The sequence below is a fragment of the Occallatibacter sp. FHG110214_02 genome (genome assembly GCF_059115385.1).
Map to the genome: position 1 here is coordinate 355,821 of NZ_JBZYWK010000001.1, position 16,244 is coordinate 372,064.

The 16,244-nt window shown below is 60.1% G+C and carries 13 protein-coding genes; 6 read left to right on the top strand and 7 right to left on the bottom strand.

Annotation, left to right across the window (positions count from 1 at the left end):
• Nucleotides 1-211 precede the first annotated feature (211 nt).
• The 3 genes from AC5S3R_RS01475 to AC5S3R_RS01485 form a co-directional block, all read right to left on the bottom strand.
• Entirely contained in the window at nucleotides 212-1,525 is a 1,314-nt protein-coding gene (locus tag AC5S3R_RS01475; RefSeq protein ID WP_494264832.1) for an ABC transporter permease, read from the bottom strand.
• The gene (locus AC5S3R_RS01480; protein ID WP_494264833.1) at nucleotides 1,526-2,479 is read right to left on the bottom strand and encodes an ABC transporter ATP-binding protein; all 954 of its coding nucleotides are present in this window, start codon (nucleotides 2,477-2,479) and stop codon (nucleotides 1,526-1,528) included. It lies immediately after the preceding gene.
• An 81-nt stretch (nucleotides 2,480-2,560) separates the two neighbouring features.
• Nucleotides 2,561-3,031 (bottom strand): regulatory protein RecX, encoded by a 471-nt coding sequence (locus AC5S3R_RS01485; protein WP_494264834.1) that lies wholly within the window; start codon nucleotides 3,029-3,031, stop codon nucleotides 2,561-2,563.
• Between the two features lie 368 nt (nucleotides 3,032-3,399).
• Here AC5S3R_RS01485 and hutI point away from each other — a divergent pair, with 368 nt between their 5' ends.
• From hutI to hutU, 4 genes are read left to right on the top strand one after another with little or no spacing between them, the layout of a single operon-like run.
• Nucleotides 3,400-4,647 carry an imidazolonepropionase gene (hutI, locus tag AC5S3R_RS01490; protein ID WP_494264835.1) on the top strand — a complete coding sequence of 416 codons (1,248 nt, stop codon included), beginning with the start codon at nucleotides 3,400-3,402 and terminating at the stop codon, nucleotides 4,645-4,647.
• Entirely contained in the window at nucleotides 4,644-5,789 is a 1,146-nt protein-coding gene (locus tag AC5S3R_RS01495; RefSeq protein ID WP_494264836.1) for a M20/M25/M40 family metallo-hydrolase, read from the top strand. The genes hutI and AC5S3R_RS01495 overlap by 4 nt, the downstream gene beginning before the upstream one ends.
• 18 nt (nucleotides 5,790-5,807) lie before the next feature.
• Nucleotides 5,808-7,184, top strand: a complete 1,377-nt coding sequence (locus AC5S3R_RS01500) for a formimidoylglutamate deiminase (protein WP_494264837.1) — start codon at nucleotides 5,808-5,810, stop codon at nucleotides 7,182-7,184.
• Nucleotides 7,185-7,243: 59 nt separating this feature from the next.
• Nucleotides 7,244-8,968: a urocanate hydratase gene (gene hutU, locus AC5S3R_RS01505; RefSeq protein WP_494264838.1), complete on the top strand. Its 1,725-nt coding sequence runs from the start codon at nucleotides 7,244-7,246 to the stop codon at nucleotides 8,966-8,968.
• A 282-nt stretch (nucleotides 8,969-9,250) separates the two neighbouring features.
• On the opposite strand, the gene AC5S3R_RS01510 is transcribed toward hutU, so the two are convergent.
• Both AC5S3R_RS01510 and AC5S3R_RS01515 read right to left on the bottom strand, forming a co-directional pair.
• A complete protein-coding gene (locus AC5S3R_RS01510; RefSeq protein WP_494264839.1) occupies nucleotides 9,251-9,745 on the bottom strand; it encodes a RidA family protein in 495 nt (164 codons plus the stop codon).
• Between the two features lie 106 nt (nucleotides 9,746-9,851).
• The gene (locus AC5S3R_RS01515; protein WP_494264840.1) at nucleotides 9,852-10,616 is read right to left on the bottom strand and encodes a GAF domain-containing protein; all 765 of its coding nucleotides are present in this window, start codon (nucleotides 10,614-10,616) and stop codon (nucleotides 9,852-9,854) included.
• A 280-nt stretch (nucleotides 10,617-10,896) separates the two neighbouring features.
• On the opposite strand from AC5S3R_RS01515, the gene AC5S3R_RS01520 reads away from it, so the two are divergent.
• Both AC5S3R_RS01520 and AC5S3R_RS01525 read left to right on the top strand, forming a co-directional pair.
• The gene (locus AC5S3R_RS01520; RefSeq protein WP_494264841.1) at nucleotides 10,897-12,168 is read left to right on the top strand and encodes a pyridoxal phosphate-dependent aminotransferase; all 1,272 of its coding nucleotides are present in this window, start codon (nucleotides 10,897-10,899) and stop codon (nucleotides 12,166-12,168) included.
• Between the two features lie 278 nt (nucleotides 12,169-12,446).
• Nucleotides 12,447-13,997 (top strand): flavin monoamine oxidase family protein, encoded by a 1,551-nt coding sequence (locus AC5S3R_RS01525; RefSeq protein ID WP_494264842.1) that lies wholly within the window; start codon nucleotides 12,447-12,449, stop codon nucleotides 13,995-13,997.
• An 18-nt stretch (nucleotides 13,998-14,015) separates the two neighbouring features.
• On the opposite strand, the gene AC5S3R_RS01530 is transcribed toward AC5S3R_RS01525, so the two are convergent.
• Together AC5S3R_RS01530 and AC5S3R_RS01535 are read right to left on the bottom strand one after the other, a co-directional pair.
• Nucleotides 14,016-15,149, bottom strand: coding sequence for a P1 family peptidase (locus AC5S3R_RS01530; RefSeq protein ID WP_494264843.1), 1,134 nt, complete (start codon nucleotides 15,147-15,149; stop codon nucleotides 14,016-14,018).
• Between the two features lie 148 nt (nucleotides 15,150-15,297).
• On the bottom strand, nucleotides 15,298-16,161 hold the full coding sequence (locus AC5S3R_RS01535; protein ID WP_494264844.1) for a ThuA domain-containing protein: 864 nt from the start codon (nucleotides 16,159-16,161) through the stop codon (nucleotides 15,298-15,300).
• Nucleotides 16,162-16,244 lie beyond the last annotated feature (83 nt).

Genomic DNA, 16,244 nt, shown 5'->3' on the forward strand with positions numbered 1-16,244 from the left:
GGTCTGCGGGGGGATTGGGTTTGGGATGTGCACCCGGCGCTTGATGCGGTTGCCTGGACGTCTAGTCCTCCTGCCGGAGGGGCCCACTGCGCGTGGGGCGGGTGCCGTGGGCACCTTTTTACTGCGCCTTTGGCGCGGGGAGGCTTTTGTGGCGCTCCCGTTGGTCGCGGATATGGTTGTTTTTCTTGTCCCTTGTTCCCTTGTCCCTGCTTTAGGAAAATTCCCAGCGGCGGGCGAATCTTCTGGCTAAGAGGAATAAGGCTGCGCCTGCGGCTAGTAAGACCGCTACTTGCGGCCAAAGGGCCGAGACTGGCTGGTCACGCCAGAAGACCTTGGTGAAGCCGTCGATGGCCCAGGCGTTGAGGGTGAAGAGGCCGGCCTTTTGCATGGCGGGGCTCATGAGGAAGCGTGGGAACATGCTGCCGCCGATGGACGACATGGTGAGGATGAGCAGCGTGGAGATGGCTCCGAGCTGGGCGCGGGTTTTGGCCAGGCTGGCCAGCAGCATTCCAAAGGCGGCGACGGCGAAGGCCGTGCTGAGGCCCATGACGAGGAAGCCGGGGATGTGGCCCCAGAGATCCACGTGGAAGACGGCCCAGGCGTAAACGAACATGGCGGTGAGTTGCGTGAAGGCGAGCAGCATGTTGTAGGCAAGCTTGCCGCCGAGCAGCGTGGTCATGTTGATGCGTGAACTGAGTACGCGGTCGAGGGTGCCGCTTTCGGCTTCGTCGAGCAGCGCGCCGGCGGCGCCAGAGGAGGTGAAGAGCAGGAACATGACTCCGACAGCCGCGGCGTAGAAGGAGAGCATGGGCTTGTTCTGGGTTTCGCCAAGGACGGCGCGGGTTTGGACGGCGACGGGGCCGGCGAAGCTGTCGCTTGTGCTGGTGGTGGAACTGGTTGTAGCGGCGGCGTTGGTTTGCTCGCGTTGTTGCTGGAGGTTTTTGAGGTAGGAGAGGTTAGATTCCCACTTGCTGCGCTGCTCGGGTGTGAGCGTTCCGACGTACTTTTCGGTGTATTTCTGGCCCAGTTCGGCCATGGTGGCGGGCATGGAGGTCATGGCGGATTTCTGGAGCATGCCGCTGACGACCTGCGGGGCGATGGCGTCGCTGGAGTCGTAGAGAAGCTGGATTTTCGGGTTGGTGGAGTTGGTGTCGCGGCTGAAGTCGATGGGGTTGGCTCCCCAGCCTTGCGGGATGACGAGCGCCACGGAAACGTCTCCGGCTTTGACGGCAGCTTCGGCGGTCTGCGCGGTGTAGTTGGGCGGTTGGGGCTGGCCTTTACGCGTTTCAGGATGGGTGCGGACGATTAGGGTGTCTTCTTTTTCGAGAGCGTCGACGAGGCTGCGGGAGGCTTCGGAGTTGTCGGCGTCTACGACGATGATGTGGACGCGGGGGACGGTGTCGTGCTGCGAGCCGAAGACCATGGCGAAGATGGTGAAGAAGCCGATGGGCAGGATGAAGGCGAGGGCGAGCGCGGCTTTGTCGCGGCGCAGGCTGGCGATGGCGGTTTGAATGATGGCTAGCATTTAGTCACGTAACTCCCTTCCGGTGAGGTGGAGGAAGACGGATTCGAGATTGGGGCGTTTGAGGGAGAGGTCGTCAAGGTCGATGCCTGAGGAGGAGGCGTCGGAGAGGATGCTGGAGATTTCCGTGGGCTGGTTGATGGTGAACTCGGCTGCTTCGTCCTGCATGCTGCCGTTGTGGCGGGCGAGCCATGCGGCGATGGTTTCGGGCGAGCCGGTGATGCGGGCGGTGACCTGGCTGCGGGTTCCAAAGGCGCTGCGGACGAGGGCTTCATGCGTGCCTTCGGCGATGATGTGGCCGTGGTCGATGATGGCGATGCGGTCGCAGAGGCGTTCGGCCTCTTCCATGTAGTGCGTGGTGTAGATGAGCGACGTGCCCTGCGTCTTGAGGGCCTCAATCATTTCAAAGATGCGGTTGCGGGACTGGGGATCGACGCCGACGGAGGGCTCGTCGAGGAGCACGATGCGCGGGGCGTGGATGACGCCGGCGGCCATGTTGAGGCGGCGCTTCATGCCTCCGGAGAGCGTGCCTGCGATGGTTTTGGCGCGGTCGGTGAGGGCGGCCCATTCCAGGCACCATCGGGATTGCTCTTTGAGCTTGGGGCCCGACAGGCCGTGGTAGCGGGCGAAGGCTTCGAGGTTTTCTGCGCAGGTGAGGCGCGGGTAGATGGCCAGGTCTTGCGGAACCCATCCGAGGGCGCTGCGGGCGGCGGGGCTTTGGGCGGGGCTGCCGAAGATGGAGACAGTGCCGGAGTTGGGCAGGACGCGGCCAACAATGCTGCGGATGAGCGTGCTTTTGCCCGCGCCGTTGGGGCCGAGCAGGCCGAGGCATTCGCCGGGCGCTAGGGTGAGCGAGATGCCGTCTACTGCGGTGAGCGTGCCGAAGCGCTTGATGAGGGCATCGACCCGGAGCGGCGTGGCTGTGCCGGAGATGACGGCGGCAATGGTTGTGGACACGATGCGGGACTCCTTATTCCGAAAATGGGGGCGGAGTTTGCGGCAATCGTATATCAGGTACGGATGGATGGCGGAGAAAGTTCAGTCTTCCTGCGGTGGTTCGTCTTCGAGGTTGTCGAGGGCGCTGAGGGTTTCGTCGGGGATGTCCCACTGGCGGAGCACTTTATAGATGGTGCGCGTCGAGAATCCCGCAGCTATTAAGCGGCGCATGATGCGGGCGGTTTCTTTTTCGTTTTCGGGCTTTTTGAGGCGCTTGCGCTCGATGTGCTGGCGGGCGAGGGTTTCTTCGTCGGTGTTGGCATAGCGGGATTCGATGGCCTCGTTGGCGATGGCGTTGGGAACGCCTTTTTGCGCGAGCTTCTGGCGGACGGTGCGGGAGCCGAGCTTTTCGTTTTCTACGCGGAGGCGGGTGTAGGTTTCGGCGAAGGACTGGTCGTTGAGGTAGCCGTGTTCTTTGAGGCGGGTGATGACGGTGTTGATGGTGGATTCGCCGGAGTCACCGGGCTCAGCGCGCTGGCGCATGAGGCGGCGTAGTTCGGCTTCGGTGCGCATGGAGCGGCCTAGCGACTTGAGGGCGTAGTCGTAGAGGCCTTGCTCGTTGAGCGGGGCTTTCGGCTTGGCGGGCTTGAAGGGCAGCTTTTTGCTCCTGTTTTTGGGTTTGGGCCTTCTCTTTTGTAGAAGGCTCCGGTTTTCTGGGGCAAGGGGAAAGTCTACACTGCTGCGGGATGATGGGTGGCTACAGGTTTATCGAACGACAGATTCTGGAGGGAGTGCATTTTCATCTTCGCGATAGAAAGAAGTCGCAAGGATGGCGGCGCTTTGTTTGGTGGGATAGCGGTGAGGCGGGCTTGGTTGGAGGTGGGAGAATCTAGCTGAGTGCTGGCTTGAGGAATGTGAGGGGGATTGTTTTGGGAGAGATTGTGGGGCGGTCTGTATTTGTGGTGAATTGTGGGCAACTGTTGACGCTGGCGGGGCCGGGGCGGGCTCGGGTAGGGGCGGAGCTTACGGAGTTGGGGATGCTACGGGATGCGGCTATGTACGTGGTGGATGGGTGCATTGCTGCCGTGGGGAGCTATTCGGAGCTGAAGGGGCGGGTTGCGGCGGATGCTGCTGTTGTGGATGCCGGTGGGCGCGTGGTGATGCCGGGGTTTGTGGATGCGCATACGCACCTGGTTTTTGGCGGGAACAGGATTGGGGATTTTGAGCTGCGGGTGGGCGGGAAGACTTATTCCGAGATTGCGGCGGCAGGCGGGGGGATTGTTTCGACGATACGGCAGACGCGGGATGCCGGCGAAGACGAGTTGCTGGCGGCGGCGGGGCGGTATGCGGAATGGTTTTTGCGTGGGGGCACGACGACGATTGAAGCGAAGTCAGGGTATGGGCTGAGCGAAGAGGCGGAGTTGAAGATTTTGCGCGTGCTGCGAAGGCTGAGCGCGGAGACTCCGCTGGAGATTGTACCGACGCTGCTGGCGGCGCACATGGTCCCGCCGGAGTATCGCGAGAGGCGGGCGGAGTATGTGCGGCTGATTGTGGAGAGGATTCTTCCGAAGGTGGCGGACGAGGGGCTGGCGCGGTACTGCGATGCGTTTTGCGATGCGCATGCGTTTACGCTGGACGAGGCTCGGGAGGTGTTGCGCGCTGCCAAGCAGCATGGGTTGGAACTGCGCGTGCATGTGGAGCAGTTTGCGGCGGATGGCGGCGCGGCGCTGGCGGCGGAGCTGGGAGCGAAGACGGCGGATCATCTGGAATACACGCGGGAAGATGGCATTGCGGCGTTGAAGCGAGCGGGAGTGCAGCCGGTGCTGTTGCCGGGGTCTGTGTTTGCGTTGAGCAGGACGGAGTATCCGGATGCGCGGGCGATGATTGCGGCGGGGCTTGCGCCGGTGATTGCTACGGACTTTAATCCGGGGTCTTCGCCCACGGTTTCGATGCCGTTTGTGCTTTCCTTATCTGCTCTTTATATGAAGATGCTGCCTGCGGAGTGTATTGTTTCTTCAACGTTCAATGCGGCATGCAGCCTTGGGCTTGAGAGCGGGATTGGCTCGCTTGAGGCGGGGAAGCGCGCGAACTTTGTAATTCATGAGTGCGAAGACTACCGCGAGCTTTGCTATTTTCTGGCTACGCCGGTGAGGCCGCGCGTGTTTGTGGAGGGAAGGGAACTGGTTTGAGCGCGATTGGCTTATCTGTTGTGGAGATATTGGAAAAGCTGGTGGCGATTCCCAGTGTTTCTTCGATGTCGAATTACCCTTTGCTGGATGCGATTGCGGGAATGCTGGAGCCGCGTGGGTGGGTTGCGGTTCGGCAGGCGTATGTGGCGGCGGATGGGCTGGAAAAGGCCAATATGGTGGTGGTTCCGGAGCGGTTCAAGGATGCGCTGCCGCGGGTGGAACTGCTGTTTGTTTGCCATACCGATACGGTTCCGTACCAGGCGGGGTGGGCGGATGCTACGCGGTTGCATGAAATAGATGGGCAACTGCATGGGTGCGGTGCTTGCGACGTGAAGGGCGCGATGGCGGGGATGCTGGCGGCGGCGCTTGCTACCGATACGGCTGTGCTGCATGCGCCGGTGGCGTTTGCGTTTACTGCGGAAGAAGAGATTGGATGTGTTGGCGCTACGCGACTAGTGGGGAGTGGGCTTATCCAGGCAAAGCGCGTGATTGTTTGCGAGCCTACTTCACTGCATCCGGCTACGGCTGGTAAGGGGTATGGGCTGGCGGAGGTAAGGGTGCGCGGGCATGAGGCGCATTCGGCGTTGCCTGCGCAGGGTGTTTCGGCGATTCATGTGGCGGCGCAATTGATTACTCGGCTGGAGCGGGAGATGGCGGAGGGCGGCGTGGTGGATGCGCTGTTTACGCCGCCGCAGACTACTTTCAATGTGGGTGTGATTCGCGGCGGGACGGCGAAGAATATTCTTGCGGGGGAGTGTGAGTTTCTTTTTGAGTGGAGGCCGGTTCCGGGTGAGGATGCACAGCGCGGCGGCGAGGTGTTGAAGCGGGTTGCGGCGGATGTGGCGGCGGAATGGAAGTGCGGAATTGATGTGGATGTGAAGCGGGCGGATGTGGGCTTTCGGAATGCGGATTCCTCAAGGCTGGGGGCGGGGCTGGAGAAGCTACTGGCGCGGAGGCAGACGGGGATTTCGTTTGGGTCGGAGGCTACGCGGTTTGCGGCGCTGGCGGATGAGGTTGTGGTGATTGGGCCGGGCAATATGGAGACGGCGCATAGTGAGCGGGAATGTGTTCCGGTGGCTGAGCTGGAGGAGTGGGCGGCTGCTGTTGGGGAACTGCTGCTGTATGGTGTGCCGGTAGCATAACGGGAAGAAGGGGTTGGGATGGCGACGCTTTATCTGCCGGAGTTGATGTATATAGATGGGTGCTTTCAGGCAGGCGCGGGCCTGCTTGTGGGCGAGGATGGCGGCATTGTTGAGGCGGGGCGCGGGATTGCGGTGGATGGGCATGAGGTTGTGGCGATGCCGGGGCGCGCGGTTTTGCCGGGGCTGGTGAATGGGCATTCGCATAGCTTTCAGAGGCTGATTCGCGGGGCGGCGGAGCATGGCGGGCCGAATGGGGATGACTTCTGGGCGTGGCGGAACCGCATGTATGCGGCGGCGGAGCGGCTGAGTCCGGAGCAACTGTATGACGTGGCGCGGATGGCGTTTCTGGAGATGGCGCTGAGCGGCATGACTACGGTGGGCGAGTTTCATTACGTGCATCGCGATGTGGATGGGAAGGCGTATGCGGACCCGAATGAGCTGGCGAAGGCGGTGATTCGCGCGGCGGGGTCGGTGGGGATAAGGATTGCGCTGCTGCGGGTGGCGTATTTTCGGGCGGGGTTTGAGCTGCCGGAAAATCCGGGTCAGAGAAGGTTTTACGAGACAGCGGATGAGTTTCTGGAGGCTGCGGCGCGGCTGGAAGGCGAGTTGCCGGGACCAGGGAAGCTGGTTTCGATGGGGATTGCGCCGCACAGTATTCGCGCGGTGGAGCTGGGGGATTTGAAGCGGGTTTGTGGGTGGGCGAAGGAGCGCGGGTTGCCGTTGCATATGCACGCGGCGGAACAGCGGGCGGAGATTGCGGCTTGCCGGCGCGAGTATGGCGTGAGGCCGATTGCGCTGCTGGAGCGGGAAGGGCTGCTGGATGAGCGGTTCACGCTGGTGCATGCGATCCATACGGAGACGGAAGAGGTGGCGGCGATGGCTGCGGCGGGGGCTACGATTTGCTCGTGCCCGACGACGGAGCGGAACCTTGGCGATGGGATTATTGATGCGCATGAGGCTGCGGCGAAGGGCGTGCGGTTTTCGTTTGGATCGGATAGCCAGGCGACGATCAATCTGCTGGAGGATGCGCGGGAGCTGGATTACCACTTGCGGCTGAAGACGGAGCGGCGGGTTCCGCTGGATGCGATTGGCGGAGAGGATTTGTCGGCGCGGCTGTTTGGGTATGCCACGAAGGGTGGAGCGCGGAGCCTGGGGTTGCCGGTGGGTGAGTTGGCTGCGGGGCGTGCAGCGGATTTTTTTGCGATTGATTTGCATGATGTGGCTCTTGCTGGCGTGACGGTGGAGGAGCTGCTGCCGATGGTGGTGTTTTCACTGGAGCGGGCGGCGGTGAAGGATGTGTTTGTCAGCGGGAAGGCCGTGGTTCGCGAGGGACAGCATGCGTTGGCGGGCGAGATTGTGGCTCGTTATGAAGAGACGGCGCGGGTTGTGCAGTAGGGGCTTGCGCGTGGGTACGTTGGCTTCAACATTTTGATTTTTCTATGAGGATGGTTTTTATGTCTGTTTCTGCTGAGGCTGCGGGCGTGACGCCTCGCTTTGATTCTTCGCGCAGGGTGCGCGCGCCGCGCGGTACGGAGTTGAGCTGCAAGAACTGGCTGACGGAAGCGGCGTTCCGGATGATCCAGAACAACCTGGATGCCGAGGTTGCGGAGGCTCCGGAGAGCCTGGTGGTGTATGGCGGAATTGGGCGGGCGGCGCGGAACTGGGAGTGCTTTGACGCGATTCTGGATTGCCTGAAGAAGCTGGAGGCGAATGAGACGCTGCTGGTGCAGTCGGGCAAGCCGGTGGGTGTGTTTGAGACGCATGAGAATGCGCCGCGGGTGCTGATTGCGAACTCGAATTTGGTGCCTGCGTGGGCGAACTGGAAGCACTTTCATGAGCTGGACCGCAAGGGGCTGATGATGTATGGCCAGATGACGGCGGGGAGCTGGATTTATATCGGTTCGCAGGGGATTGTGCAGGGGACTTACGAGACTTTCAACGAGGCGGGGCGGCAGCACTATGGCGGCGACCTGCGCGGGCGTTGGATTTTGACGGCGGGGCTGGGCGGCATGGGCGGCGCGCAGCCGCTTGCGGCTACGTTTGCGGGTGCGGTTTCGCTGACGGTGGAGTGCCAGCAGTCGCGGATTGATTTCCGGTTGCGATCGGGATACCTGGATAAGCAGGCGAAGGATTTGGATGATGCGCTGGAGCTGGTGAAGCATCACACGGAGCGCAAAGAGGCTGTTTCGATTGGGCTGCTGGGGAATGTGGCGGAGGTTTTGCCGGAGCTGGTGCGGCGGGCGGACGCTGGTGGGCTAAGGCCGGATCTGGTTACGGACCAGACTTCGGCGCATGACTTGATTCATGGGTATCTGCCAGCGGGGTGGACTGTGGAACAGTGGAAGGCTGCCTCCGCTAACGCTGCGCAGCATGAGACTCTGCGCAAGGCTGCGGCGGAGGGCTGCGCGGCGCATGTGCGGGCGATGCTTGCGTTTCACAAGATGGGGATTCCTACTGTGGATTACGGGAACAATATCCGGCAGGTGGCGCTGGAGCAGGGCGTAGCGGATGCATTTGATTTTCCGGGGTTTGTTCCGGCGTATATTCGTCCGCTGTTTTGCGAAGGCAAAGGGCCGTTCCGGTGGGTGGCGCTTTCGGGGGATCCGGAGGATATCTACAAGACTGACGCGAAGGTGAAGGAGCTGTTTCCTGAAGAGCAGCATGTGCACAGGTGGCTGGATATGGCGCGGGAGCGGATTCGGTTCCAGGGGCTGCCGTCGCGGATTTGCTGGCTGGGGCTGGGGCAGAGGCATTTGGCGGGGCTGGCGTTTAACGAGATGGTGCGCAAGGGTGAGCTGAAGGCTCCGGTGGTGATTGGGCGCGACCATCTGGATACGGGGTCGGTGGCGAGTCCGAACCGCGAGACGGAAGGGATGATGGATGGGTCGGATGCGGTTTCTGACTGGGCGTTTTTGAATGCGCTGCTGAATACGGCTGGCGGGGCGACGTGGGTGAGTCTGCATCATGGCGGCGGCGTGGGAATGGGGTATTCGCAGCACTCGGGTGTGGTGATTGTTTGTGATGGCTCGGCTGAGGCGGATGAACGGCTGCGGCGGGTGTTGTGGAATGATCCGGCTACGGGTGTGATGCGGCATGCGGATGCCGGGTATGAGCTGGCGCGGGAGACGGCTAAGCGGCAGGGGGTTAAGTTGCCGGGGGTGCCGAATGTTGCTCCGTGATTGAGGCAGGGTGCAGGGGACGGGGTGCGGGGTACAGGGTTTTAGATACACGGCTAAAGGCTGTAAAGGGCAAAGACTGTAAAAGGCAAAAACTATAAAGGGCAACCGCAGATCCTTCGCTCCGCCTACCCCAATGCGCTTCGCTCAGGATGACACTACCTTCTTTTGTGGGAGAACTAGGGTGGGGAGGGCTCGCAGTATTGATATCCCACCCATGCGCGATGAAACTGCGCATGGGTGGGGCACCCAAGTTTTGTGGGGTGCGGCGAAGAGAATTGGCGATTATTTGGCGGGGCGGACAGCCAGGACTTCGATTTCTACTAATGCCCAGGGGGCTACCAGTGCGGCTACCTGCATGGCGCTGCGGGAGGGCTTGTTGGGCTGGTCGGGAGTGCCGAAGAACTTGTTGTAGGAGGCGTTCATGCCGGCGAAGTCCAGCTTGCCGCCCTTGGCTGGGTCGCCTGCCATGTAGACGTGCATCATTACTACGTCGCCCATGGTGAGGCCCTGCGTCTTGAGGATGGCCTGAATCTTGGTGAGGGCGCTTAGGGACTGAGCTTCGGTGTCGCCGTAGACGGCGGTGGTGCCTTTGGCCGGGTCGGCGGGTGTGACGGGCGAGGCTAGCTGGCCGCTGACGTAGAGTGTGTCGCCTGCCCATACGGCTGAGGCGATGGGGCTGGTGGGCGTTTGGATGTGCGTGACTTTTTGCTGGGCTGCGCCGAGTGTGGCGGCGGAGAGAAGCGCAATAGCTGCGGCGCAAAGGCGAAGTGAGTGCATGAAGGTCTCCTGTGAATTTGTGTGCGTGCGCGGTTAGATTGTTTGAAGACTGTTTTGGGGAGAGTTTGCGTACGTGGAAGTACGTGCGTGAAAGTGCGCATGGCTTTTAACTGGATACCTGAGGTTTGCTGCGCTTGACGTCTTCGATGAGGATGATGGCTTCCGCAATTTCACGGATGGGCTTGCGCTTTTGACGGCTTTGTTTTTGCAGGAGCAGGTAGGCGGCTTCTTCGTTGATGCCAAGGTCACGCTGCAGGACGCCTTTGGCGCGCTCCATCAGCTTGCGTGTGGCTAGCTGGTCGGCCAGCTTGGATTTTTCATCTTCGATGCGGGCGAGTTCGAGTTCTGCGCCTACGAGATAGCCGATGAGGGTAATCAGCCGGATTTCGCCCTGGGTGTGCTGGTGGGGATTGCGGTGCTGCAGGTTAATGACGCCAACGACTTTACCGCGACAGAGGATGGGAACGGAGAGGAAGGCTTCAAAACGGTCTTCGGGTAGACATCGAACGCGGGTGAAGCGCGGGTCCATCCACGCCTTGGCGGGCAGGGCTACGGTTTGGGAGTGTTCGGCAACCCATCCGGTGACTCCGTGGCCGACTTCGATTTCTAACTGGTCTACGACGTTGGCGTGGGGGTTTTTAGAGGCGCGCAGGACCAGCTTATTTTTATCGAGCATGTAGATAAAGCACGAGTCACAGGCGATGGCCTCGGTGACCATGTCCATAATCCACGTAAGTACTTCATGCAGTGAGTCGGCAGCATCCCTATGAGTGCCAATGTGATGCAGGAGGTCAATCTCATAGGATTCACCGCGTGTATGAGTTGAGTTGTCCAAGGGGAACGCCTCTGCTCCTTCGGAGACCTTTGTCATGTGCCAATTTCTTGACTTTTGTTTGGCTGTGTGAGTAATGTAGGACAACTTAAGCTTTGTGACAAGTTTGTTAAGCTTAGAAACAAGCTTAAGTTCTCCCCGCGGATTTCATGTTGCTTTTCCCCGTCCGAAAGGCATGTCCTGCGGCCATCTTCCATGTTGAAGATTTCCTCATAGTAATTCCCTACGTTGCAAGACAGGTGCGCCTTTTTTCGGCGCCGCTCGAAAGTATTTTTCCATCCAGGTGCAGTTTCAGTTGAGAGGAGATTTCTTCATGGGCATGGAGCAACTTCATTCCGCCGTATCCCGCCGTAACTTTGTGCGCTTGTTTGGCGCTGGAGTTACCGTCGCCGCAACACTACCTGGTCTTGCTCAACAGGCACAGCAGGCAGCCAGCAGCCCCGCGGGCGCTCCGCGCCGCAGGATGGGTATGGGCATGGGCAACATGCCGCAGCTTGCGCCGGACACTGTCATCATCAGCTCGAATGAAAATCCGCTTGGGCCTGCGTCTTCGGCGTTGTCGGCGATGACCGATGCTGGTCCGACGGGAGGCCGCTACGACAAGTTTGGCGTGGCGCGCGCTACGGTGAAGACCATCTCCGAGCAGTTTGGACTGAAGCCGGACTATGTGGAGCTTTATCCCGGTTCGGGCGGGCCGCTGGATATGGCGCTGATGTCGAATATCGGCCCGGATCGATGTTTGGTGTGCGCTGATCCCAGCTACGAGCAGGGACCTCGCGCCGCAGAGGCTTGCAAGGCTCCGCTGAAGATGGTTCCGCTTACAAGTACCTATGCGCATGACGTAAAAGCAATGCTTGCTGCCGGTGGCCCAAACGCTGGCGCTTATTACATAGTGAATCCGAACAATCCTACCGGCACAATGACCCCCAAAGAAGACATTGTGTGGCTTGTTAAGAACAAGCCGAAGGGCTCGGTTGTGATTGTGGATGAGGCTTATCATCACTTCTCCACGCATGAGTCGGTGATTGACCAGGTGGCTGCAGACCAGGACATTATTGTGCTGCGCACCTTCTCGAAGATTTATGGCATGGCGGGAATTCGCGCAGGGTTTGCCTTTGGGCGGCCTGACCTGCTGGAGAAGTTCCAGGCGATTTCACCGGATATCCGCTTGCGCAATGTAGCTTCGGTTTCGCTGCTTGCCGCGGCGATGGCGGGAGCCAGCTTGCGTGACCCGAACCTTGTGCCTACGCGGCGCAAGCTGAATACCGAGGTTCGCGAATCGACGGTCGAGTTCCTGGATAAGAAGGGCTACAAAGTTGTCCAGGGTTCGCAGGCGAATATGTTCATGGTGGATGTGGGCCGTCCGGGGCATGAGTTCCAGGCGAGCATGCTGAAGGAAAAGATTGCCATTGGCCGCACGTGGAAGGCGATGCCGACGTACGTTCGCGTTACGGTTGGCACGGCGGATGAGATGGCGAAGTTCCAGTCGGCATTTGTGAAGTGCATGGATATGCCGCCTGCTCCGGTTACGGCGTACCTGGAACCACATCACTCGGGGCTGTATGTTCCTTCGGAATTTGACTGGGCTTAACTTGTAATTAACTGCGAAGCGGGTCCGGGAGACTCGCTTCGCGGTCCGTCTCTTTTACTCTACTTTCACCCATTAACAAGTTTGCGAAGTTGTGCTGCGGGCAGCAGAGGCATTCTTCAGGGCTAAAGCCTGGTGCCTTTTGTGTGTCCTTGATTGCCGGGGTAAATCCCCGGCCTGCCAGTCGTGTTTTGACACTTCTTACATGCTTGAGGATTTGTCGGGCGCGGGCTGGTTGTCGTTATTCGATGGAGAGATTTCTGAATACGGGGAGAGATTTGATGGGAATTTCAAGACGTGAATTCATCACGCGTGTGGGACAGGCTGGTGGTTACGGCGCGGCATTTGCGGTTATGCAGAATCTTGGGTTGTTGCCGGCTGCGGCATCGACGGTGAAAGAGATTACGGCGGCGCCGGGAATTGGGAAGGGAATCAAGCTGGTGGTGATTGGCGGTGGCGTGGCTGGGCTTTCTACGGCCTATGAGGCGCGCAAGCTGGGGTATGACGTGACTCTGCTGGAGGCGAGGCACAGGCCCGGAGGGCGTGCGTGGAGCGCGCGCGGCGGCGACGTGGTGGAGTTTGTGGATGGGACGCAGCAGCACATTACATGGAGCGAAGGGTTGTATCAGAACATGGGGCCGGCGCGGTTGCCTTCTGTGCATACCACGATGCTGAATTACTGCCGCGAGCTGAAGGTGCCGCTGGAGGTGGAGATTAACACTTCGCGGTCCACGATGCTGCAGAACGACAAGGTGAATGGTGGCAAGGCGTATGTGCAGCGCAAGGTGGTTTGCGATACGCGCGGGGTTTTGAGCGAGCTGCTGGCGAAGGCGGTGTCAAAGGGCGCGCTGGATGCGGAGATTTCCGCGGAGGACCGCAGCCGGTTGCTTGAGGCGCTGGGGCGCTATGGCGCGCTCGACAAGACGGGCATGTACAAGGGGTCGGACCGCGGGAATATTTTGCAGTATCCCGGAGCAGGAACGCAGACGATGGAGTTTGATACGGACCCGATTTCGCTGCATGCGCTGCTGGATGGGAACTTCTGGAACGCGGAGATGTATGAGGAGGCGTGGGACTGGCAGGCGACGATGATGCAGCCTGTTGGGGGCATGCAGCAGATATCGAATGCGTTTGCGAAGGCGCTGGGGCCGGTGGTGGAGTTTTCGGCTCCGGTGACGGAGATTGCGAAGACGGCGAAGGGCGTGCGCGTGAGCTATACGAAGGGCGGAGCGTCGCACTCGATTGATGCGGACTATGCGGTTTGCGCGATGCCGCTTACGATTCTGCGGAAGATCAAGGCGGACCTTGATGCGGATCATCGCCGAGTGGCGCAGTCGGTCCAGTACAGGTCGTCGTTCAAGATTCCGTGGGAGTCGAAGCGGTTCTGGGAGACCGATTACAACATTTACGGCGGACTGTCGTTCCTGGCGCAGGGGCCGAGCCCGATCTGGTATCCGAGCGCGGGGCTTATGTCTGAGCGCGGGATTGTGGTTGCGGGCTACATGGACGAGTTCAACGAGGGCTTTGACAAGCTGACGATGGAGCAGAAGTTTGCGGCATCGCGGGCACAGATTGAGAAGCTGCATCCGGGGCATGGGAAAGAGCTGGAGAAGCCGATCTTCTGCGGATGGCGGCATATTCAGTGGAATGAGGGGTCGTGGATTGGGGGCATCTCGCAGCAGGACTATGACACGCTGAGCACGCCGGATGGGGCGATTTATTTTGCGGGCGACCATACCAGCCACCTGGTTGGATGGCAGGAGGGCGCGGCGCTGAGCGGCAGGCGCGCCGTGCAGATGATTAGCGACAAGGTGAAGGCGGCTCACGCCTAGGGCAATGGCAGGCTTTGCTCAGCCTGGTTGCGGTTGTGCGTTGAGGAGCGCGGCCAGCTTATCTAGCGGCAAGGCTTGAATGGTTTTGCCGTTGCTGGTGGTTGTGGTGGCGAAGAGCAGCGAGTTATAGACGGATTCCTCTACGGCTTCGAGCACAGCTTCAAACAAAGGCGAGATGGAGTTGTTGGAGAGCACGGTGTTCTCCGCATTTCCCTGCGCGGAGTTGGAGACGCGGTTGGCGGCGTGCGTGCTGAAGGCGATGGCGAAGTCTCCGCTGCCGTTGGAGTAGGCAGAGCCGGCGCGCGCGAGGCCGAAGACGGCACGTTTGGCGAGGCGATAGAGGTTGCGGTGGTCGAGCGGGGCGTCCGTCGCTACAACAATCATGCAAGAGCCGTCAGCAGGATAGAGCTTGTTGCCGAAGGCTTTGCCGACGGGGTGGCCGTTCATGGTGAGCAGTCCGCCGAAGTTGGTTTGCAGTAGTGCTGCTACTGTGTAGCCGCCATAGCGAACGGGCAGAAGGCGTGACGCGGTGCCGATGCCGCCCTTCCAGCCGAAACAGACCGTTCCTGTGCCTGCTCCCACGCAGCCTTGCGGTACGGGGCCTGTGGTTGCGCTGGCGATTGCGGCGAGCGCGTCGTCGGGCGTGACGCGCATGGCGCGAATGTCGTTGAGAACGCTGTCATTGGTTTCCCCAACGATGGCGTTGACGGAGACTACCTTTTCATTGCCGGGTTGGCGGAGGGTATGGAGGATGGCTCCTTCGATGCCCGCGGCGACGTTCAGCGTGTTGGTGAGAAGGATGGGTGTTTCGATGTTGCCCAGCTCATTGATCTGCGTGGAGCCGGCGAGCTTGCCGAAGGCGTTGCCGACATAAACGGCTGCGGGGACTTTCTGCTGGAAGAGGTTTCCCTGATGCGGAAGGATGGCGGTTACGCCGGTGCGGATGGAGTCACCTTCGATGATGGTTTTGTGGCCGACGGAGACGCCTTCTACATCGGTGATGGCGTTGTTTTTTCCGGTTGGAAAGACGCCGGGGCGCAGCTTTTCCGATAGTGCAATTGGTGTTGGCGGTACGGCGCTGGCGGGGAATGCCGGGTTTGCTCCGAGGAAGGATGCGCCTGCCATGAGCCGGGAGAAGTTTCTTCGATTCATTGGTTGTGTCCTGCTTGTTTTGCCGGGTTGAGGATGATTGTAAGCGGCCTTGATGGTGTGGATTTGTTTTGCTGGGAAAATAGAAAAGGTGAGACGCGATGTGTGGGGTCTCACCTTTTCTATTTTTGCTTTTAATGCGGAGGCTGGGTTATTTCTTCAATCCCAGTGCCCACTCGATGCCGCCGAGAAGATGCTTTTGATAAAGCTGGGCGGTCTCTACGGAGTTGATGCGGTTGGGAAGGCTGGGATCGGTGTCGCTAATGTCTTCGCGATGGCCAAATGAGGTGTAGAAGACGCGGCCTTTGCCGTAGCTCTTTTCCCATGAGACGGGGTAGAGGCCGGGGACGTGGGTCTGTGGGTGCTTGTCCATGGTGAGCAGGTTGTGGACCTTGGCGGGGTCGTAGTTCTTGAACTCGTAGATTTCTTCCTGCGGGATGGTCCAGGTTTTTGGGAGGTTTTTGGTGGCCGGGTTTGTTAGGTCCTGGTTGAGTGCGTCTACGCTGACCTGTTTGCCGTGTTCTAGGAACTCGCCGCCGATCATGTCGATGTATTCGGGCCAGTGGTGGAAAGTGTCGGAGGCTGCGTGGACGCCGATGAAGGCGTGGCCGGCTTTAATCCAATCGAGGAAGCCTTGCTTGTCGGGGATGGGCAGGTCGCCGGTGGTGCTGTCGAAGAAGACGCCGTCGTAATTTTTTAGAGATGCAGGCGAGAGTTTTTCGAGCACGGGTGCGAGGACGGTGGTTTCCCACTTTTCTTCTGCGGCCTGATAGGCGGCCTTGTCCGCGTCACTGGCGTTGGGGCCGGGCTGTGCGGGGCGGCCTTCGGGCTGGCGTACAAAGTCCAGTGTGAACTCGCTGGTGGACTGTGCGAGTTGGGTGAGGACTTTTTCAATGGTGGGAATAGAGCTGTGGCGGAAGCCGGTTGTGGTTTCTACAACGAGCAGCTTCTTCGGCGCGGCGTGGAGTGCCGCGGCGCATGAGAACAGGATGAGAAGCGCGATGGTCTTTTTCATAAGCCTCGTGGGAGATGGCGAAATTTGCGACAGCAAATTTTACGCCAATGGATTTGGGTTGCGTGAAGACGGATGTGATGCAG